This window comes from Micromonospora inositola (genome assembly GCF_900090285.1).
GTDB lineage: Bacteria > Actinomycetota > Actinomycetes > Mycobacteriales > Micromonosporaceae > Micromonospora > Micromonospora inositola.
This window is the reverse complement of the sequence record NZ_LT607754.1, coordinates 759,713-778,926: the sequence shown is the minus strand read 5'-3', so window position 1 is coordinate 778,926 and position 19,214 is coordinate 759,713. Positions and strand designations below refer to the sequence as shown.

General features: G+C 72.9%; 19 protein-coding genes and 1 pseudogene. 11 read left to right on the top strand and 9 right to left on the bottom strand.

The features are described 5' to 3' along the window. Positions 1-81 precede the first annotated feature (81 nt). The 3 genes from GA0070613_RS03675 (at position 82) to GA0070613_RS03665 (ending at position 1,970) form a co-directional block, all read left to right on the top strand. Positions 82-720, top strand: a complete 639-nt coding sequence (locus GA0070613_RS03675) for a hypothetical protein (RefSeq protein WP_089010995.1) — start codon at positions 82-84, stop codon at positions 718-720. A 158-nt stretch (positions 721-878) separates the two neighbouring features. Further along, complete coding sequence (locus GA0070613_RS03670) at positions 879-1,637, top strand: MerR family transcriptional regulator (RefSeq protein WP_089010994.1); 759 nt, start codon at positions 879-881, stop codon at positions 1,635-1,637. Positions 1,638-1,646: 9 nt separating this feature from the next. Continuing rightward, positions 1,647-1,970 (top strand): putative quinol monooxygenase, encoded by a 324-nt coding sequence (locus tag GA0070613_RS03665; protein WP_172875749.1) that lies wholly within the window; start codon positions 1,647-1,649, stop codon positions 1,968-1,970. 51 nt (positions 1,971-2,021) lie between these two features. Here the strand turns inward: GA0070613_RS03665 and GA0070613_RS03660 are convergent, their stop codons facing one another. Next, on the bottom strand, positions 2,022-3,536 hold the full coding sequence (locus tag GA0070613_RS03660) for a GntP family permease (protein ID WP_089010992.1): 1,515 nt from the start codon (positions 3,534-3,536) through the stop codon (positions 2,022-2,024). A gap of 45 nt (positions 3,537-3,581) precedes the next feature. After that, positions 3,582-5,129 carry a gluconokinase gene (locus tag GA0070613_RS03655; RefSeq protein ID WP_089010991.1) on the bottom strand — a complete coding sequence of 516 codons (1,548 nt, stop codon included), beginning with the start codon at positions 5,127-5,129 and terminating at the stop codon, positions 3,582-3,584. A gap of 266 nt (positions 5,130-5,395) precedes the next feature. Here GA0070613_RS03655 and GA0070613_RS03650 point away from each other — a divergent pair, with 266 nt between their 5' ends. After that, the gene (locus GA0070613_RS03650) at positions 5,396-6,568 is read left to right on the top strand and encodes a hypothetical protein (RefSeq protein WP_089010990.1); all 1,173 of its coding nucleotides are present in this window, start codon (positions 5,396-5,398) and stop codon (positions 6,566-6,568) included. Positions 6,569-6,838: 270 nt separating this feature from the next. Then, positions 6,839-8,149 (top strand): hypothetical protein, encoded by a 1,311-nt coding sequence (locus GA0070613_RS03640; RefSeq protein WP_157746265.1) that lies wholly within the window; start codon positions 6,839-6,841, stop codon positions 8,147-8,149. Positions 8,150-8,187: 38 nt separating this feature from the next. On the opposite strand, the gene GA0070613_RS03635 is transcribed toward GA0070613_RS03640, so the two are convergent. Then, on the bottom strand, positions 8,188-8,757 hold the full coding sequence (locus tag GA0070613_RS03635; RefSeq protein WP_089010987.1) for a hypothetical protein: 570 nt from the start codon (positions 8,755-8,757) through the stop codon (positions 8,188-8,190). Between the two features lie 140 nt (positions 8,758-8,897). On the opposite strand from GA0070613_RS03635, the gene GA0070613_RS03630 reads away from it, so the two are divergent. The 3 genes from GA0070613_RS03630 to GA0070613_RS03620 all read left to right on the top strand — a co-directional run bounded on the left by GA0070613_RS03630 (position 8,898) and on the right by GA0070613_RS03620 (position 11,416). Then, complete coding sequence (locus GA0070613_RS03630; protein ID WP_089010986.1) at positions 8,898-10,076, top strand: phosphotransferase family protein; 1,179 nt, start codon at positions 8,898-8,900, stop codon at positions 10,074-10,076. 93 nt (positions 10,077-10,169) lie between these two features. Next, entirely contained in the window at positions 10,170-11,033 is an 864-nt protein-coding gene (locus tag GA0070613_RS03625) for a hypothetical protein (protein ID WP_231929656.1), read from the top strand. Beyond that, complete coding sequence (locus tag GA0070613_RS03620) at positions 11,030-11,416, top strand: GntR family transcriptional regulator (protein WP_089010985.1); 387 nt, start codon at positions 11,030-11,032, stop codon at positions 11,414-11,416. Before GA0070613_RS03625 ends, GA0070613_RS03620 begins: the two co-directional genes overlap by 4 nt. 5 nt (positions 11,417-11,421) lie before the next feature. Here GA0070613_RS03620 and GA0070613_RS03615 read toward each other — a convergent pair whose 3' ends face one another. Further along, positions 11,422-12,282, bottom strand: coding sequence for an AraC family transcriptional regulator (locus GA0070613_RS03615; protein WP_089010984.1), 861 nt, complete (start codon positions 12,280-12,282; stop codon positions 11,422-11,424). A gap of 236 nt (positions 12,283-12,518) precedes the next feature. On the opposite strand from GA0070613_RS03615, the gene GA0070613_RS03610 reads away from it, so the two are divergent. Continuing rightward, on the top strand, positions 12,519-12,698 hold the full coding sequence (locus GA0070613_RS03610; RefSeq protein WP_157746264.1) for a hypothetical protein: 180 nt from the start codon (positions 12,519-12,521) through the stop codon (positions 12,696-12,698). A gap of 105 nt (positions 12,699-12,803) precedes the next feature. Here the strand turns inward: GA0070613_RS03610 and GA0070613_RS03605 are convergent, their stop codons facing one another. The 3 genes from GA0070613_RS03605 to GA0070613_RS03595 form a co-directional block, all read right to left on the bottom strand. Next, complete coding sequence (locus tag GA0070613_RS03605) at positions 12,804-13,595, bottom strand: YqjF family protein (protein ID WP_089010982.1); 792 nt, start codon at positions 13,593-13,595, stop codon at positions 12,804-12,806. 71 nt (positions 13,596-13,666) lie between these two features. After that, positions 13,667-14,725 carry an IS110 family RNA-guided transposase gene (locus tag GA0070613_RS03600; RefSeq protein ID WP_089010981.1) on the bottom strand — a complete coding sequence of 353 codons (1,059 nt, stop codon included), beginning with the start codon at positions 14,723-14,725 and terminating at the stop codon, positions 13,667-13,669. Positions 14,726-14,964: 239 nt separating this feature from the next. Then, positions 14,965-15,414 carry an alpha/beta fold hydrolase gene (locus tag GA0070613_RS03595; protein ID WP_089010980.1) on the bottom strand — a complete coding sequence of 150 codons (450 nt, stop codon included), beginning with the start codon at positions 15,412-15,414 and terminating at the stop codon, positions 14,965-14,967. A 46-nt stretch (positions 15,415-15,460) separates the two neighbouring features. On the opposite strand from GA0070613_RS03595, the gene GA0070613_RS03590 reads away from it, so the two are divergent. Together GA0070613_RS03590 and GA0070613_RS03585 are read left to right on the top strand one after the other, a co-directional pair. Continuing rightward, on the top strand, positions 15,461-16,069 hold the full coding sequence (locus tag GA0070613_RS03590) for an IS607 family transposase (RefSeq protein WP_197699043.1): 609 nt from the start codon (positions 15,461-15,463) through the stop codon (positions 16,067-16,069). 11 nt (positions 16,070-16,080) lie between these two features. Next, positions 16,081-18,057, top strand: coding sequence for a zinc ribbon domain-containing protein (locus tag GA0070613_RS03585; protein WP_172875748.1), 1,977 nt, complete (start codon positions 16,081-16,083; stop codon positions 18,055-18,057). Positions 18,058-18,078: 21 nt separating this feature from the next. Here the strand turns inward: GA0070613_RS03585 and GA0070613_RS03580 are convergent. Together GA0070613_RS03580 and GA0070613_RS03575 are read right to left on the bottom strand one after the other, a co-directional pair. Continuing rightward, positions 18,079-18,384: pseudogene (locus tag GA0070613_RS03580) on the bottom strand (alpha/beta fold hydrolase); the annotation flags it as partial. Positions 18,385-18,667: 283 nt separating this feature from the next. Next, positions 18,668-19,189, bottom strand: coding sequence for an SAM-dependent methyltransferase (locus GA0070613_RS03575; RefSeq protein WP_089010978.1), 522 nt, complete (start codon positions 19,187-19,189; stop codon positions 18,668-18,670). Between the last annotated feature and the right edge of the window lie 25 nt (positions 19,190-19,214).

The window sequence follows — 19,214 nt, the reverse complement described above, 5'->3', positions numbered from 1 at the left end:
TCGACCCTGCTCCCAGCGGCTCCCGCACCGCGACGATGGAACTGTCACCGAGAAGCGCCATCATCCATACAGGAGCCCCCCATGAAGCGACGGACTTTGGACCTGCTGTTCAGCATCGGCGGCCTGGGCCTCGCGGTCCTGCTGCTCGTCGTGGGCATCGTCCTGACGACGAACGCCAACTTCGCCAACACCTACGTGCACGACCAGCTCAGCGCGCAGCACATCAGCTTCAAGCCGGCCGACCAGCTGACCGACGAGGAGAAGAAGTCCGACTGCCTCCGGGAGTACGCCGGCGAGCAGCTGAACACCGGCAAGCAGGCCGAGTGCTACGCCAACGAGTTCATCGGCCTGCACCTCAAGTCGATCGGCGGCGGCAGGACGTACGCCGACCTGGGCGGGCCGGAGGCCGCGCTGAAGGCGCAGGTGGCCCAGGCCGAGCAGACCAACGCCGCCAACCTCGCCGACCTGCAGAAGCAGCTCGCCGCCGCCACCGCCCAGCGGGAGACCGTCTTCAAGGGCGAGACGCTGCGCGGCATGCTGCTCACCTCGTACGGCTTCAGCGAGTTCGGCCGCAAGGCAGGGCAGGGCGCCCTGGCCATGTACCTCGGCGCGGCGTTGCTCCTGCTGCTCTCGCTCGCCGGCCTGGTGCACGCCTTCCGGACCCCGGCCACCGAGACCTTCGCCGCCCCCAAGCAGGCCCGGGAGCGCGTCACCACCTGACCCGACCAGCCCCGAACCAATCGCCCCCGGTCTCCCGCGCCCTCGGGAGACCGGGGGCGATCGTGTTCCCCGGACACCTCCGGCGGCGGGGCCGCAGAATCGGACTTGACCCTCACGTAACGGCAGGCGGGAGCCTTGGTCGCGGAAGGGAGGGAACCATGGCGTACACGGTGGGTCAGGTGGCGAAGGCGGCCCGGGTGACGGTGCGGACGCTGCACCACTACGACGAGATCGGGCTGCTCTCGCCGAGCGGCCGGACGGCGGCGGGCTACCGCCGCTACGACGACGCGGACCTGGAGCGGTTGCAGCTCATCCGCTACTACCGGGAGCTGGGGTTCCCGCTGGACGAGATCGCGGCGATCCTCGACGACCCGGGTGCGGACCCGGCGGCGCACCTGCGCCGGCAGCACGAGCTGCTCAGCGGGCGGATCGGCAAGCTCCAGGAGATGGTCGCGGCGATCGAGGTGGCGATGGAGGCGAGAAGGATGAACATCAGGCTCACGCCGGAGGAGCGGTTCGAGGTCTTCGGCGACTTCGACCCGGACGCGCACGCCGAGGAGGCGGAGCAGCGTTGGGGCGACAGCGAGGCGTACCGGGAGTCCAACCGGCGTACGGCCAGCTACTCGAAGGAGGACTGGCTGCGCAACAAGGCGGAGAACGAGGAGTGGGGGCGGCGCGTCGCCGCCGTCATGGACTCGGGCGCGCCGGCCGACAGCCCGGAGGCGATGGAGCTGGCCGAGGAGCACCGGCAGCTCATCAGCCGCTGGTTCTACGAGTGCAGCTACGAGATCCACACTGGGCTGGCCGACATGTACGTGGCGGACCCGCGGTTCACCGCGTACTACGAGAAGATCCGGCCGGGGTTGGCCGCCTACCTGAGCGAGGCCATCCACGCCAACGCGATCAGCCGGGCCTGACGTGCCAGGATGGCCCTGACGGGTAGGGCTCACCACGGGAGGCCACCAGTGCTCATCGTCGCCGGCAGTCTCTACGTCGACCCGGACGGCCGGGACGCCTACCTGGCCTCCTGCGTGGAAGCGGTCCGCCAGGCGCGCTCCGCGCCGGGTTGCGTGGACTTCGCGGTCAGCGCGGACCTGATCGAGCCGGGCCGGGTCAACGTCTACGAGCGGTGGGAGACCGACGAGCAGTTGCTCGCCTTCCGCGGGTCCGGCCCGGCGGAGGAGCAGACGGTGGCGATCCTCGGCGCCGAGGTGCACAGGTACCGCATCTCCGGCGTCGAGGCGCCGTGAGTCCGAACAGTCCTCGGCCCGCAGCGCGGGCGCGATCCGGGTCCGCTGCCGCTACAACACCAGGTCGAGCAGCAGGACGCCGACGAAGCCGACCACCGAGATGATCGTCTCCATCACCGACCAGCTCTTGATGGTCTGCCCGACGGTCAGCCCGAAGTACTCCTTGACCAGCCAGAATCCGGCGTCGTTGACGTGCGAGAAGAACAGCGACCCACAGCCGATGGCGAGCGCCAGCAGCGCCACCTCCGGCCGGTCCAGGGTGGCGGCGAGGGGGGCGACGATGCCTGCGGCGGTGATGGTGGCGACCGTGGCCGAGCCGGTGGCGACCCGGATGCCGACCGCGACCAGCCAGCCCAGCAGCAGCGGGGAGAGGTTGGCGTCCTTCGCCGCGTCGGCGACCAGGTTGCCCACGCCCGCGTCGACCAGCACCTGCTTGAAGCCGCCGCCGGCGGCGACGATCAGGATGATGCCGGCGATCGGCGGCAGCGAACCGCCGAGGAAACCCGAGACCTGGGCGCGGCTGAAGCCGGTCCGGTAGCCGAGGAAGATCATCGCGAAGATGACGCCGGCCAGCAGGGCGACGATCGGGGTGCCGGCGATGTCCAGCGCCTTGCGTCCCCCGGTGCCCTTGTCGAGGGTCAGCTCGCCGATCGCGCGCAGCAGCATCAGCACCACCGGGAGCAGGACCGTGACGACCGCGGCCCACAGGGCGGGCCCTCGGCGCGCGCGTACCCGCTCGGTGGCGGCCTCGTCGATGGGCTCGCCGGGGCGGCCGGTGCCGGGGTTGACCAGGTCGTCCTCGGCGACCAGGTCCCCGTCGGCGTCGACCGGGCCGCGCGCGGGTCCCCGCCCGCCGGCGGCGGCCAGCGGCCGCCGGGTGGGCAGCAGCGCCTCCGGCGCGGTGGCGGGCACGTAGCGGGCGATGAAGTTACCGAAGACCGGACCGGCGACGATCACCGTCGGAATGGCCACCAGCAGACCCAGCGCGAGGGTCTGGCCGAGGTTGGCGCCGAGGGCGTCGATCGCGACCAGCGGGCCCGGGTGCGGCGGCACCAGGCCGTGCAGCACGGACAGGCCGGCCAGCGCCGGGATGCCGATCTTCATCAGCGGTACGTCGGTCCGCCGGGACACCAGCAGCACGATCGGCACCAGCAGCACCACGCCGACCTCGAAGAAGAGCGGCAGGCCGATCAGCGCGGCGACCCCGGCCATCGCCCACGGCAGGGCGGTGCCCGAGACCCGGCTGACCACCCGTTCGACGAGGCTGTCCGCGCCGCCGGACTCGGCGAGCAGGCCGCCGATCATCGCGCCGAGGGCGATCAGCAGGCCGACCCCGCCAACGGTGGAGCCGACCCCGCCGCTGAACGAGGTGACGATCTTGTCGGGGGCCACGCCGGCGATCACGCCGAGCACGGCCGCGCCGAGGATCAGGGAGAGGAACGGGTGCACCTTGCCCCAGGCGATGAGCAGCACCACCGCGGCGATGCCCAGCAGGGCCGCGATGATCAGTTGGGTGTTCCCGGCGTTGGTGAGCGGCTCCGCCGGCGCGGCGAGCACTGTGACCACGGCTATCACGACCTTCGGTAGTCGTCCGTGCCTCGGGACGGGCGATCACATGGGAAGAGCGGTGGGTGGTGGCTCCGGCGGCAGGCTCGGCGCCAGCCGTCGCAGCGACGCGAACGTCGGAACGAGCGCGTCGTACAGCTCGGAGAAGAGCGGCAGCAGGGCCGCGTACGTGGCCGCCGAGGCCGGGTCGGGGCGTACCGTCTCGTCGATCTCCACGAGGTCGGCGGCGACGTCGATCGAGTCGATCAGGCCGAGGGCCTGCATGCCGAGCAGTGCGGCGCCGAAGCTGGACCCCTCGTGCCCGGCGGGGAAGCGCACCGGCATGCCGAGCGCGTCGGCGAGGATCTGCCGCCACAGCGTGCTGCGGGCGAAGCCTCCGCTGGCGCGGATCTCCCGGACCTCGTTGCCGGCCGCGCGGACCGAACCCAGCACCAGGGCGAGCTGCTGGCAGACCCCCTCCAGCGCGGCCCGGACCAGGTGCGCGCGCCGGTGGCCATGGGTCAGCCCGACGTACGCGCCGCGGGGCAGCGCGCTCCAGTGCGGCGCCCGCTCGCTGAGCAGGTACGGCAGCATGATCAGCCCGCCGGAGCCGACCGGCGCTTGGGCGGCCAGGTCGAGCAGCTCCTCCTCGGCGTGTTCGCCCAGCTCGGGGGCGAGCGCGTCGCCGGCCCACTGCAGCACGATGCCGCCGTTGTTGATCGCGCCGCCGACCACCCAGCGGTTCTCGGTTAGCGCGTAGCAGAACACGCCGCCGAGCGGGTCTACGCCGGGCCGTTCGACGGCCACCCGCATCGCCCCGGAGGTGCCGATGGAGCAGGCGACCACGCCGGGCTTGACCGCGCCGAGGCCGAGGTTGGCCAGCGGGCCGTCCCCGGCGCCGACGACGAGGGGGGTGGCCGCGGGCAGGCCGGTCGCCGCGGCCGCCTCGGCGGTGAGGCCGGGCAGCACGGTGGTGGTGGGGACCAGCTGCGGCAGCTGCTCCTCGGTGATCCCGGCGACGCCGAGCGCCTGGGCGTCCCAGGCCAGCTTGTGGATGTCCATCAGGCCGGTGGCGGAGGCGACCGAGTGGTCGGTGACCAGCGCCTCGGCCAGCCGCAGCAGCACGTAGTCCTTGATGCCCACCCAGTGCGCGACCCGCTCGAAGAGCTTCGGCTCCTGCTCGGCGTACCAGACCAGCTTGGGCAGCGGCGCCATCGGGTGCACCGGCGTGCCGGTGCGCCGGTGCAGGGCCAGCCCGGACGGCACGGCGCGCAGCCGCTCGGCCTGCGCGCTGGCCCGGGAGTCCGCCCAGGTGACCGACGGGGTGAGCGGGATGCCGTCGGCGTCCAGCCCGATCAGGCTGTGCATGGCGGTGCTGAACGACAGCCCGGCGATCGGCTCGGACAGCTCGGCGACCACGGCCCGGATCGATTCGACCACCGCGTCGAGGATCAGCCGGGGGTCCTGCTCGGCGTAGCCCGGGTGCGGCTCGTCGAGCGGGTAGCCGACCGAATGGGTGGCGAGCTGGCGCCCGTCGGAGTCGTACGCGACGGCCTTGGTGCTGGTGGTGCCGATGTCCACGCCGACCACGACGGTGGAGGTCGTGTCGCTCACCGGTCCACCTCCCTCGCCCCGAGGCCACGGCGCACCCCGACTGTGGCTGACGTTACCGACGCCGGGACCCCCTCGCACGGTGAAGCGGTCCGACCCGGAGCACACCCGCTCCCGCCCCCGGAATCGAACGCGGCGGGCTCCGCCTATCGTGCGCGTCAATCAACCGATCGGTCGGAATAGCGACTTTCGCGTGTCTTATCGGCCTTCTGTCACAGTTGATGTGAATGACACCCCGATTGGTGGGCTCGCGCGGCGGAGGAGTCGGCGTGACGAAGACTGATTCGACGGGTTCCACCTGGCGTTACCGGTGGGCGCACCGGCAGAACGACCGGCGGCAGCGGGCCTTCCGCGACGCCGACGAGGCGTGGCGGCGGCGCGACGACGAACTGCGTCGGCTGTATACCCTCGCCGGCTCCTTCCAGGGCTCGGCGGAGGCGGGCGTAGGCCTGCCGATGGAGCTGGCCCCCGGCGAGGTCGTCTTCTGGACACTGCCGGCCGCGCAACTGGTCGAGGTGCGGCACACCGCCGTGCTGCCGGCCCCCGAGCTGACCGTCGACCCGGACCCGCCGGCCCTGCGCCCGCGCCGCCCGGAAGGCCTCAAGGTCACCGACGCCGGGCTCGCCGTCCTCACCAACCGCCGGCTGGTGCTGCTCGGCGGGCGCGGCCGGCGCGACTGGGCGTACGGGCGGATGACCGGGCTGGCCCACGACCCGGCGGCCCCGGTGACGCTGATCCAGGTGCTCGACCGGCGCCGCACCTCCGGCCTGCTGCTGCCCACCAGCGCGATCGCCGACTTCCGGTTCAAGCTCACATTGGCCTTCGCCGACGCCATCGAGCAGCGGGCCGCCGTGGTCGCCCAGCTCGACGAGCTGATCGCCGAACACGCCCAGACCCAGCCGTTCCGGCCGGGCATCGTCACCCCGGCGCAGGCCCGGCCCTTCGCGCGGGTGCCGGGCGGCCGGCGCACCGTGGCGGTGGCGGCGGCCCTCGCTCTGGTGGTGCCGGCGATCCTCTTCGAGTCCAACCCGCCGGTGCGGCCCGGCTCGGACGTCGCCTCCGCCGCCACCCCGGCGGCCACCGCCACCCCCGCACCGCAACCGGTGGCGCCCGCGGTGCAGGTCGACGCCACGATCCCGCCGAAACCGCGGAAGAAGACCAGCGCCGCGCCGACACCCGCACGGTCCCGCACCGCCGCACCACGGCCCGCCGGCGAGCGCCGCTGCGGCGCCCCGGCCAACCCCTTCGGGTACGACTTCTGCGGCGGCTACCGGATCCGGAAGCCGGCCGGGCGGATCTGCGACTACTTCGAGTGCGCCCCGGGCTTCTGGTCCGGCCGCGGCTACCTGCTGCAGTGCCGCGACGGGATGATCAGTCTGACCGGCGGCCAGCCGGAGGCCTGCGCCGGTCACCTGGGCGTCCGCCGCACCGTCTGGACCTGATCCACGCTCCGCTGTCCACCCCGGCGCCCAAACGCGACACCGCCCGCGTCGTCGGTGAGCTTGTCGCGCCCCCAGAGCACCACCGCCAGCCCGCCGGCCTGGAAGAAGACCGTCTCCTCGACACGCGCCGCCCCGCGTCCGGCTGCCCGCCATCCACCGTTCGACCGTAATGAATCAACCGAACCGGTCCACGGCGACGGCGTGTCCTGCACCGGCCCGCGCGGTTGTATCAGGTTGACGCGGAAACCCTTCGCGATGAGAGGCGACCCGGTGACGGCGACGGACGGCACGGCTTCGGGCTGGCGGACCCGGTGGACCAGACGAGAGAACGAGCGGCGGCGCACGGCGTACGAGTCCGCGATGGAGGCGTGGCGACGACGCCACGACGAACTGCGGCAGGTCTGCGCCTGGGCCGAGGAGCCCGAGGAACGGGGGGAACCGCCAGCCGGGCTGCCCGTGCCCTTGGAGCAGGGCGAGGTCGTGGCCGCGGTGCAGCCGGCGGCGGACCTCATCGAGGTGACGGCCCGGCACGCCGCCGGTCTGCCCGCGCCCGAGCTGACCGTCGTTCCCATCGAGGACACCGGCCGGTCGCCATGGCTGCCGAGGGGCGTGGCCGTGGTCGACGCCGGGACGGCGGTGGTGACCGACCGACGGCTGATCCTCGTCGGCCGCGACGGGATCCGGGAGTGGGCGTACGCGCAGCTTGCCAGCGTGGCGCACGATCCCCGCGAGCCGTACACCCTGCTGCACCCGCACGACGGGGGCCGGATCGCGGGAGTACGGCTGCCCCGGGCCGCCGCGTCCGCCTTCCGGCTGCGACTCACCCTCGCGTACGCCGAGGCGACAGGAGCGCGGGACGCGCTGCTGGACCGGCTCGACGAGGCGGTGGTGGCGCACTGGCGTACCCGACCCGCGGACCCCGCGCCGGCCGCGCCGGCCGAAGCCCCGGTCGTCGCCCGTCTCGCCCGCCCGGGGCTGGTCGCCGCCGTCGCGGTGCTGGTGGCTGTGGCGGCGGTCGCCGGCGCGGTGCGCTGGTCCACGGCGGATCGGCCGGTGGTCGGGATGGAAATCGACGGCGGACCCGGCCCGGCCCCGACCGGCCCGAGCGAACCGTCGCCGTCCACCGGCGTCGGCGCGCCGGTCAGCTCCACCGCTGCCACCGACGGCCCCGGCGCGCCCGGCAGCTCCCGGCCCGGTACGGCGCCGTGGGCACCCAGCTCCGGACCGGCCACGTCGGGCGCGCCGAGCCCGACCCTGGGCGGGCCGGGAGTCACGCCCTCGGGTCTGCCGACGCCCAGCGGCACCGGCGGCCCCGGTCCGAGCCCGTCCGCCGGCTCGCCGAGCCCGACCGCGATCGACCGCTGCGGCGCGCCGGAGAATCCGTACGGCTACAACTACTGCGGCGGCTCCTACGTCTATGACCCCGCCACGGACGTCTGCGACTGGTTCGACTGCGTCGAGACGTTCTGGAACGGCAAGGGATACATGGTCCAGTGCAACGACGGCCTGGTCAGCATGACCGGCGTGCCGCGCGGACCCTGCGCCGACCACGGCGGCACCTGGCGCCCGGCCTACGTCTGACCCGGTTCTCCGGGGACGGGCCGTCGATCCCGCCGGATTCAGGGCTCGGGCCGCCGGATCTGAAGCAGTCCACCGAAGACGAGCGCCGCGCCGACCGGCAGCAGGTCCAGGTCCACCGCGATCGCGACGAAGCCGACCAGCACCAGCACCGGCGCCCACACCGGCAGCAGCCGGCCGACGGCCACCCGGACCAGCAGCGTCAGCAGACCCAGCTGGAACAGCGCCGGCCCGCCGATGAGCACCACGTCCGGCGGCGGCACCGCGTCGGCGAAGCGCGGGAACAGGTCGCCGAGGATCACCCAGCCGAACGCGGCCGCGCCGACCAGCCCGGCCACGGTCGCCACCTCGGTGAGCAGCCGCTGCCGGGGCGAGGTGGCCAGCAGCAGGCGGCGCAGCTCGACGATGAACACCCCGAACAGGACGATGCCGAGCAGGAACAGGGTGTGCCCCGTCATCCAGGGCCACCCGGACTTGTCGCGGTACCCGTCCAGGCCGTCGAGCAGACGGAGGACGCCGTAGCCGAAGAGCAACATCGACGCGCTGAGGGCCGCCGGGCGCAACCAGGGGTACCTGACGTGCCCGGCCGCCCGGGAATCGGTGGTAATCATTGCCTCAGCGTGGCGGTGGGGTGACCCGAGGACATCCGGGCCATACCCGTAGCGGCCCCGGAACGCCCGACCCGGAGCCGCTCAGGGGTCCCCGGTAAACCCTTCGCCAGATCGGTGCGGCGGGCGTTACCGTCCCGCGCGTGTCCCGCACCGTGACCCTCGTCCTGGTCGACCCCGCCGGCGCGCCGCTGGGCGCCCTCCCCCCGTACGACGTGCCGGAGCCGTGGTGGCAGGAGGTCGGCTCGGTGGTCGCCGAGGCCCGCCGCCGGTACGGCGTCGACGTGGCGGTGCTGCGGCTGCTGACGGCGGATCGGCCGGAGCCGCCCGGCGGCCACCTCACCTACCTGGGTCAGGTCCCCGAACGACCGGCCGTCCCACTGGATCCGGTGTCGGTGGACCTGTCGCCGCACCCGCTGCGCGCCCCGTGGGCCGAGCCGGGCGGCCCGGCCCGCAGCCTCGCCTGGGCCGCCGCCGAGCTGGGCCGCCTCGGCCGACCGGTGGCCACCGTCGCGCAGCAGCGCACCTGGAACCTCTCGGCGATCTGGCGCCTCGACGGCGAGGACGGCAGCGCCTGGCTCAAGCAGGTGCCGGTCTTCTTCCGACACGAGGGTGCGGTGCTGCGCTGGCTCGCCCACGCCGCGCCCGGCGTCACCCCGACGGTGCTCGCCGACGACGGGGCGGGCCGGGTGCTGCTCGACCACGTGCCGGGCGAGGACCGCTACGCGGCCGGCGTCGACGAGCGGGTCGCCGTCGCCGCCGACCACCACGCGATCCAGGTGCGTGCCGCCGACGACGTCGCCGGGCTGATCGCCGCCGGCGTACCGGACCGGCGGGGGCCCGCCCTCGCCCGCTGGATCCGCGCCATGCTCGCCCCGCACGAAGTCTCCACCGTGGACGGCCTGCTCGCCGGCCTCGACGACCGCCTCGACGAGGTACGCCGCTGCGGGCTGCCCGACACCCTCGTCCACGGCGACCTGCACCCCGGCAACGTGCGCGGCGACGGTGAGCGCCGGGTGATCATCGACTGGGGCGACGCCTTCGTCGGGCACCCCGCCTTCGACATCCTGCGGCTCACCGAGACCCTCGACCCGGCGACGGCCGGGCCGCTGCTGGCGGCCTGGGCGGCCCGGTGGCGGGCCCACGTGCCCGGCTCCGACCCGGAGCGGGCGGTGGCGCTGCTGCGTCCGATCGCCCCGCTGCGGCTGGCCGCGGTCTACGCGATGTTCCTCGCCGGGATCGAGCCGAGCGAGCACCCGTACCACGCCGGTGACGTGCCGGCCTGCCTGGCGCAGGCCGCCGCCGAGGCGAAGCGGGACTGACCCAGCCGACCTGCTTGTATCGGCTCATTGACACAACTGAGACGGTCGGGTCATGCTCACTTGTGGCAAACGATTGAGACAAGAGGAGCGGCCATGGTCGTCACGACCATCCTGGGACTCGCGCTGTTGCTGCTGCTCGGCGCCGCGCTGACCCGCCCGTCGGCGACGGCGGACCCCGCCACCGCCCACATCCGGCGGACCACGCGGCGCTGGCGGTGGACCGGCCTGATCCTCGGGGTGGCTGTCGCCGCCGTCGCCGCCGGCTACGACCCGCTCGGGCGTGGCGTGCTGCTCGCCGCGCCGCTGTTCGGCCTCTGCGTGCTGGCCGGCGTGGTGGCGGGGGAGAGCCGCGCCGTCCGCCCCGCCGGCACCACCCGCCGGGCAGCGCTGGAGACCCGGCAGGTCCGCCAGTACCTGCCACGCCGACCGCTCACGGCGGTGGCCGTTGCCGGCGCCGCCCTGACCGCCCTGCTCGCCGCGACCACCGCCGCCGGAGCCACCGACGACCTCGGCCGCGCCGGCCGCTCCCTCGCGTACGACTGCGGTCAGTTCACCGGCTCCCACGGCCCGTGGGCCGGCTCGTTCTACAGCATCCCGCTCGCGCTGGTGGTCGGCGTCGGCGTGCTGGTCGCCGCGCTGGCACTGCGTCGTGTGGTCGGGCGCCCCCGCCCGCAGGCCGCCGCGGGCGACCTGGTGCCCGACGACGCCGAGCGGCGCCGGTCCGCGTACGCGGTCACCGGCGCGTGCGGAGTGCTGGTCACCATCCCGCTGATCGGCGTATCCCTCGTCACCGCCGCCGGCCTGCTGGCCAACCCGTGCCGGCCGGCGTGGTGGACCGTCGCCGCCTGGCTGCTGATCCTGCTCACCCCGGGCTGGACCGCGCTCCTGTGGTGGAGCGCCGCCGCCGTCCTGAACCCTGGCACCCATGCACCCCGGCCCGCTGCGCTGCCCGCGTGAGCGGGCCACCGACCCTGCGGGTCGACACCGACGACCCCACGCCCCCGTACGAGCAGCTGCGCCGGCAGCTCGTCGACCTGATCCACGCCGGAGTGCTCCACCCGGGGGACCGGCTGCCGCCGCTGCGGCAGCTCGCCGGCGACCTCGGCCTGGCCGTCGGCACCGTCGCCCGCACCTACCGGGAGCTGGAGACCGCCGGCCTCGTCAGGTCGCGGCGCGGCGGCGGCACCCGGGTGGCGGACGGCGCCGCCGTGCCGGCCGACGAGCGCCACCGCGCCCTCGACCGGCACGCGGCCGCCTACCTGCGGCAGGCGCGGCTGCTCGGCGCGGACCGGGAGGCGGCGCTCGACGCCCTCCGGCGGGCCTGGCCCGCCGAGGGCTGAGATCTTCAGGTCCGCCGCACCGGGATCCACAGCTCGGCGTCGGCCCGCTTGCCGTCCGCAGACACCCGCACCTTCGAGATCTCCGGGCCGGGCCGGCTCTCGTAGGGGTTCGACGGGAACCACTGGGTGAAGACGTCCCGCCACAGGTACTGCACCGCCTGCGGAAACTCCCCGGAGGTCTCGAAGACCGCCCAGCTGCCCGCCGCCACCGGCAGGGCGTCCAGGTCCTCCGGCATGTCGGCACCGGTGACCACCCCGTGCCAGTAGTCCAGCTCCGTGCCCTCCTCCCGGCTCCCGGCGAGGTCGTCGCTGACGTTGACGATGCCCCGCGGCTCCTGGTCGGACAGCGCCTCCATCCGGCGTACGGCCTCCTGGTCGATGCCGCGGATGAACGCGACGATGGCCGGGTTCATCCCCTCGTGGACCAGGGGGACGCGGGCCTTCCGCCCGACCAGGCGGAACTCGTCCTTCTCCACGATCCGGTATCGCATGCTGGTGCTCCCTTCGACAACGAGTCGGAAGGACATCCGGGGCTGGGCGCGAAGCGCCGCCCCCGTACGCCGGGCCTCGCTCGGACCGATGCCGTGCACGGCGCGGAACGCCCGGGCGAACGCCTCGTTGGAGCCGTACCCCCAGCGGACCGCGATGTCGAGCAGCGACTCCCCGCCCGCCAGCACCTCCGCGCCGGCGACGGTGAGCCGCCGCCGGCGGACGTACTCCGACAGCGGGATGCCCGCGAGGGCGGAGAACAGCCGCCGGAAGTGGTACTCCGACGTGACCGCGATCCGCGCCAGCTCGGCCACCTCGACGGGCTGGTCGAGGTGCCGCTCGATGTGCTCCATGGCCTGGTTGAGCCGCTCCAGCACCCGGTGCTCCTTCCTCTTTCCGCCATCGACGCTAGGCAGCCTCCGGGGTATCCGACCCGACATCCCGAGCCCGATCCGGTCGGGTCCGTTCTGACCCGGAGACGTGATGGTAGAAGCCGATGGATAAGAAGGGAGTGATCAGAACGTGACCAGGGCCACGCATGACCCGGTGCCCCGACCGTCGTTGGGCTGATGAGCGACTGGCGGAGTGGCAGACCATGGTGGAGGGGCCGAGCATGACGGAATGCGCCGAGTGGGACGACCTGCGCGAGCGCCGGGTGGCCGAGTCGGGCACCGCGGAGGCGTACGAGGCCGCCCGGATCGCGTTCGAGCTGGGTCAGACGGCGCGGAAGTTGCGGGAGCGCACCGGCCGGATCGCTCTCCGCCGGCGGGCGGCTCGCCCCTCAACACCTTGATGCCGGGAGACGTGCTGGCTCGTGCCACTGATGCACCGGCTCGGGCGACGCAGAACCTCGCCGGGAAGGACGCTGTCGACCTCGCCCGGCTGGTCGACGTGCTGATCACCGCCACCCGCCGCCCTGTGGCGCCCGAGGGGGCGGTGTCGGTCGCTCGCCGGGTCGGCGCACGGTTACCGGTGGGCCGAACCGGACCGGGACGCCGGGGGAGTACAGCACGCTCGCCGGCGGCCCGGCCGGCGGCGGCAGCCCGGCGGCGGTGACCAGCTCGTCGTCCAGGTGCAGCAGCTCGGCCCGGTGCAGCGGCCAGCTGGGATGCCAGTTCGGCAGGTGCAGCGTGCGCCCGTACGCCCGGGTGTGCAGGCCCCAGCGGGCGGTGACGAAGTGCTCGAGGGGGGTCGGGTGGGCGATCGGCTCACCCACCCGGACCACCATTCGGCTGGTCGCGCCGACGGGGCCGGGCCAGCGGCGCCGGCAGCGGTAGCTGTACCGGTCACCGTCCCGGTCCAGCCGCATCGCCGACCACTTGTACGGCAGCCGCAGGCTCAGCTGCGCGACCAGCACCAGGGCCAGCCGGGACGCGTCGAGCGAGCGGAACACCACGGCCCGCCGGCCGGTGTCGTCGACGGAGTACAGCCGGATGTTGGTCTCCCAGAAGCTGCCGAAGTACGGCACTCCCGGTCCCCGTCCGAGCCCCAGCCCGACCAGCCGGAAACCGATCAGCCCGACGTAACTGAGCCCGTCGAGGGTGTCCGGGCGGGTGCCGCCGGGCAGCAGGGGCGCGACCAGTTCGGGCGCGACGGCCCAGTGCAGGAAGGTGAGGTCCTGCCAGCGCTGCCGCAGGATCGCGCGCGGGAACTTCTGTTCGGGCGCGCAGTCGACCGGCTCGCTGTCCACGTACCCATCGTCCCCCCGAGGGCGTTGTCCGGGCGGACGGATCCCGCTCCGCGAGGATGCTCCTATGGATGTCAAGGGGTGTCGAGGGCGGTGAAGTCGGCGAGTAGGGCGGTGTGGACCTCGCGGACGACGTAGCGCTTGAGGCATCGCATGATCTCTTTTTTGCTGAGGCCTTGTTTGGTGCGTTTGTCGAGGTAGGCGCGGGTGCGGGGTTCGTAGCGCATGCGGCTGAGCACGATCGTGTGCAGCGCGTTGTTCGCGGCTCTGTCGCCGCCGCGGTTGAGGCGGTGGCGGTCGGTGCGTCCGCTGCTGGCGGGGATGGGTGCGGCGCCGCAGAGGTGGGCCAGGGCGGCTTCGGAGCGCAGCCGGTCGGGGTTGTCGCCGGCGGTGGCCAGGAGTTGACCGGCGACCTCGGGTCCGACACCGAACAGGGCGCTGAGGGTGGGGGCGGTGCGGGCGACGGTGGGACGTAGTCGCTGGTCGGCGAGGGTGATCTCCGCGGTCAGGGCGTGGATCCGGGCGGCGATCGCGGCGAGGGAGGCTTTGGTGGCCTCGGCGGGGTCGCTGAGCCGGGTGTCGTCGTAGGTCAGGGCGGCGCAGTGGTTGATCAGGGCAGCGCCTGAGTAGCCGGCGAGTTCGGCGCGTAGCGGCTCGGGTGCGGCGGTGAGCAGACCGTGGAGCTGGTTGATCGCGGCGGTGCGGGCCTTGACCGCGCCGTTGCGGGCTACCCGCAGCGCGCGGATGGCCTCGACCGGTCCGGTTCGGGTCTTCGGTACGCCGCACGCTTGTCCGGACAGCGCGGCGCGGGCGGCGGCGAGCGCGTCGATCGGGTCGGACTTGCCCTTCACCCGGCGGGTCTTACGGTCTGGTCGGTCGACCTCGACGACGGTGATCTTCTGGCCGCTCAGGTAGCGGGCCAGGCCCGCGCCGTAGGCGCCGGTGCCCTCGACACCGACCTTCACCACCGTGGCGAAGGTGCGAAGCCACACCAGCAGCTGCTGGTAACCGGCCGCAGTGGCGGGAAACTGCTGATCACCGAGTACACGTCCGGTCTGGTCAACTACGGCCGCGTGGTGCGTTCTGCCGTGAGTATCGACGCCGCCGGTGACCTTGCGCTTCTTGGCTGTCATGCTGGAACCGTCGTCCCTTTCGCTTGCACCGAACAGGGTCGGCACGCACCGCTGGGACGGGCGGACAGGACAGTGGCGGGGCCTCTTGCACAGGCTCCTATCAGGTCACGACGCCCCTGCCAGTGACGTGCAGGAACGGGGCCACCCGGAACCGGTCGACGGATCCTCAGCAGGACAACATCGTCGGTCAGGCGGTGAGTCAGACCAGACCGGGTGACCCCACCCCCACATCCTCACTGTCAGGTGAGGAAGGCGAGAAGCTGCCGGGTCGTCTCGTCGGGGGCCTCCTCCGGCAGGAAATGCCCGGCCGCGATGGGACGCCCGTCCACCTGATCGGCCCAGGCCCGCCACACCTCCAGCGGCTCATACCAGCTCGCCACGGGGCCGGCGTGGCTCCAGAGCGCCAGGACGCGGCACTGGATCCGCCGTTTGCCGCGGTCGGCTTCGTCGTGCTGGTAGTCCAGCCCGGCGGCCGCCCGGTACTGCTCGCAGATGGCGTGGACGGTGTCCGGGGCACCGAGCTTCGCCACGTACTCCGCCCGGACGGCGGTCGGGAAGGCGTCCGGTACCTCGGACAACGAGTCGAGCATGTAGTCGACGATGACCTCCGGGGCCTGGGCGACGAGTCGTTCGGGCACCGGCTCGGGAGCGGCGAGGAACGACCAGAGCCAGAACCCGAGGGCGTGCAACTATTGGCGAATTAACTAAGCGGTCCTATGTGATATTATATGGATCATGTCGTTGCTGCGCCTGGGTCCGGCTGCCGAGTACGTCGGTGTGCATCCTGTGACCCTGCGCCGGTGGGCGGATGAGGGACGTGTGGCGGTGACGTGGGTGGGTCGGGAGCGTCGATTCGACTCTGCGTTGCTTGACGCGTTTGTTGGACGCGGTGAGGTGGAACGGCCGCGTCGTGAGGCGTTGTATGTGCGGGTGTCGGGTGCGGCTGGCCGGGAGACGTCGCTGGTGGCCCAGGAGGCGGAGCTGCGGGCTACCGCTGCCGCCGAGGTAGTGGCAGTGTTCAAGGACAGGGCGTCTGGGTTGCGGGAGAATCGGCCGGGGCTGACCCGGCTGTTGAAGGGCGCGGCGGCCGGCGAGTTCACCGTAGTAAGAGTCACGCACAGGGACCGGCTGGCCCGGTTCGGCACGGTGTGGCTGACGGCTCTACTCGGTCGTGACGGGGTGAGCGTCGAGGTGCTTCACCCGAAGGGTTCGGCCGGTGGGGTCGAGGAGCTCCTGGACGATTTCATGTCCCTGGTGGCCACGTTCGCCGGCCGGATGTACGGCCTGCGGTCCCGTGAGGCCAAGCGTCGACTGCTGGCAGCCGCGGCTAGGGACGTGGGGTAGTGGCTGGCTCGGTGTTGACGTCGATCGCGACGTGCACCGCGTACCGTGCGGTGTGCGGCGGTAAGCCCGGTGTGCCCGGCGTGCGGGTGCCCGTATCGGGGCGGGTGCTCGCCGAACGGGTGGGGTGGCTGGCAGACCTGGTTCGGGGCATGGCCGACGAGGTGATCGCGGCGCACTGGTCGAATGCCGAAATGGCGGAGCTTGCCGGTGGGGTTGGCCCTGATGGGAGGCGTCTGCCGAGCAGCGGGTGGATGGCGCTGCGCCGGCTCGGCTGGTGTGCCGTGCCGTCGGCGGGTGTGGTGGTGTCGGACCGGGTTCGTCGGATCGCCGAGGAAGAAGCCGCCCGGGCTCTGCGTCTGGCGTGCCACCGTCGTGGAATCGTTGCCGCGCTGCTGGCCACGTGGCCGGCCGATCCGTTCGCCCGGACCGATGACGAATGGTCAGCGTTGCGGGCGGCGCTACCGGCGGGAACTGATAACGCCACGATCCGCAACCGGACCCGACAGATCACCGGGTACATCGGCGTGTATGGCCGGTTCCCGGTAGGCCTGTGTGAGTTGGAGGGTCCGCCGGCCGCGGCGCGGCAGGTGAGCCTCGCGGCGGCCGACCGGCAACAGGTCGTCGTCGACCGGGTCGACGACCGCGTCGTACGGGTGTGGGCGCAGCTTCCCATATGTGCAGCGCCGGCCTCATACCGCGACTGGGTTTGGCACGATGTCGACGTGGTGCTGCCGGCGACGGTGCCCGCCGGGGTGAAGGTGTGCACCCCGACGCTGCGGCCCGGCGATGGCAAGGTTCGCGTCGACCTGCCCTGGCAGACCCCGCACACCCGGCCGCCGTTGGACGGCCACACTCGTGCGCTTGGTGTCGACTGGGGGGTGAACACCCTGCTGACCGCGACCGTGGCCGACCTCGACCAGGACGGCTCCGTGGTGGTGCGGGGGCGCCCGTTGCGGTTCGACGCGACCGGCGTGTCGGCGAAACTGGTGCGACTACGGCGCCACCGCGAACACCTCAAAACCAAAGCCGACCATCTGACGCGGCTGCGTGACGGCCGGCCCGCCGACGCCCCCGCCGACCCGGCCCTGACTGGCAAGCTTGTCCTCCTGGAGGCCGAGCATTCGGCGGTGTGCGCCCGGATCCGGCATCTCAACAAGGCTCTTGCCTGGTCGTCGGCGCGGTGGCTCGTCGACCACGCGACCGCGGTCGGCGCCACCGTGATCTACGTCGAGAACCTCGCCACGCTCGAGGCGGGTGGTCGGTCACGCAGCCTCAACCGGCGACTGTCTGGTGCGGTGCGCGGCACCGTGTTCACCGCCATCGCCCACCTCGCCGCGAAGGTAGGCATCGCCGTCATCACTGTTCCGGCGCGTGGCACATCGTCGGGCTGTCCCCGCTGCGGCGGCGCGGTCAAGCACGTCAAAACACCACAGGGGCGCGTGGCCGGGTACCGGTGGGCTACCTGCTCGTGTGGCATGTCGATGGACCGTGACCACGCCGCGGCGCAGCGGATCGCCGCCCGAGGCCTGGCCAACCAGGCCAAAACCCGCCGCGACCGTAACGGCAACGCCGCGATCCGGACCGCCACCGATACACCGGTCCGTCACCGGCCGCGTCGACCAACCCAAGCCGCCACGATCAGGCCGCCGCGAGACCGGCGCAAGACGGTACCCACCCCGAAGCAGGTCCGACCTGCAACGGTCAAGACTACACGCCTGCTGCCCTCGCGACGGCAGGTTCCCGCCCCGGCAGACTCCCCATTGGGATCTGCCGGCAAGCGTCCGGCGGGACGGACACCCCAGGAGACCAACCCGAAAGGGCCGGTTCCCCAGGTGCCGCACACGGTTCCCACCACCGCTCCCCGACACCCTCACCGGGTGCGCGGAGCAGTCCTCGGCCGCGGCTTCCACCGCCACGTGCACGCCACCCCGGTCACCGACCGGAACGGTAACGCCGGCCGGATGCCCGACTTGCCGAGGATCACATAGGAAACCAGAGACGCTGAAGTCCATGTCGGCGCGGCCGAACGCGTCGCCGGTGGGCACGATGTCGAGCACCGCGAGGCGGGTCACCGTGTCGGGGTGGTCCAGCGCCATCCGGTACGCGCAGCGCGCGCCGCGGTCGTGCCCGACGACGGCGAACCTGTCGTACCCCAGCAGCCGCATGACCTCCACCTGCTCGCGGGCCACCTGGCGCATGCTGTACGGGGCATGGTCCGGTGTGCTCGGCGGCTTCCCGCTGTCGTCGAAGCCGCGCAGGTCGGTGGCCACCACGGTGAACCGTTCCGCGAGTCGCGGCGCGACCCGGTGCCACATGAGGTGGGTCTCGGGCATGCCGTGCAGCAGCAGGACCGGCGGGCCGTCGCCGCCCCGGCGTCCGTGGATGGTCGTGTCCATGGTGCCGATGTCCAGTTCCTCGAAGCCCTCGAACACCAGTTCCGTCCCCTTCCCCGTCGGCTTCAGACCCGCACCGCGCCGCAGTGCCAGCGACGGTGATGGTGGCCTCGGCCGGTTCAACGAGGGGACCGCCGTACCGCTGCTGGACCACCGGGACCCGCTGCAGCCCGTGACGGCGGCAGCGGGCCCTGGGGGGCTGGCGTTAACTGGCGAAGTACTCCGCCATCAGGCGGTCGACCCACTCCGACTGCCGGCTGTGCTCCGGGAGGAATTGGCGCATCACAGGTTTGATGTCGAGGACCGGTGTGCCGTCGACCGCGTCCAGTCCGCGTACCCGCAGTTCCCGGCCGCGGGCCGAGACGACCTCGCAGATGGTGCAGCCGATGCGGTTGGGCCGGCGTGGCCCGCGGTCGGCGAACACCCCGACCTCGGGCAGGTCGGCCCGGCCGCGGGGCCGCAGGGGCTGCCGGTAGGCGTCGCGTTCGGCGAGGCGGTCGAAGAAGAAGACCACCTCCACGTGAGAGAAGTCGGCGAGTCCCGTGAGGCAGCGGTCGCCGAAGCGTGGCTCGACCAGGATGGTGCTCGCCACGTCGGCCCAGTGGTCCGAGTTTCCCGGGTCCGATCGCCCGTTGTGAACCGTGCCGATCGGGGTCACGGTGATCGCCAGTTCGGTCGCGGCGTGGCTGATGCCGCTCGCCTCGACCTTGCCTGAGTCGGCTGCCATCTGCTCCTCCGTTTCGCTGGTGGGG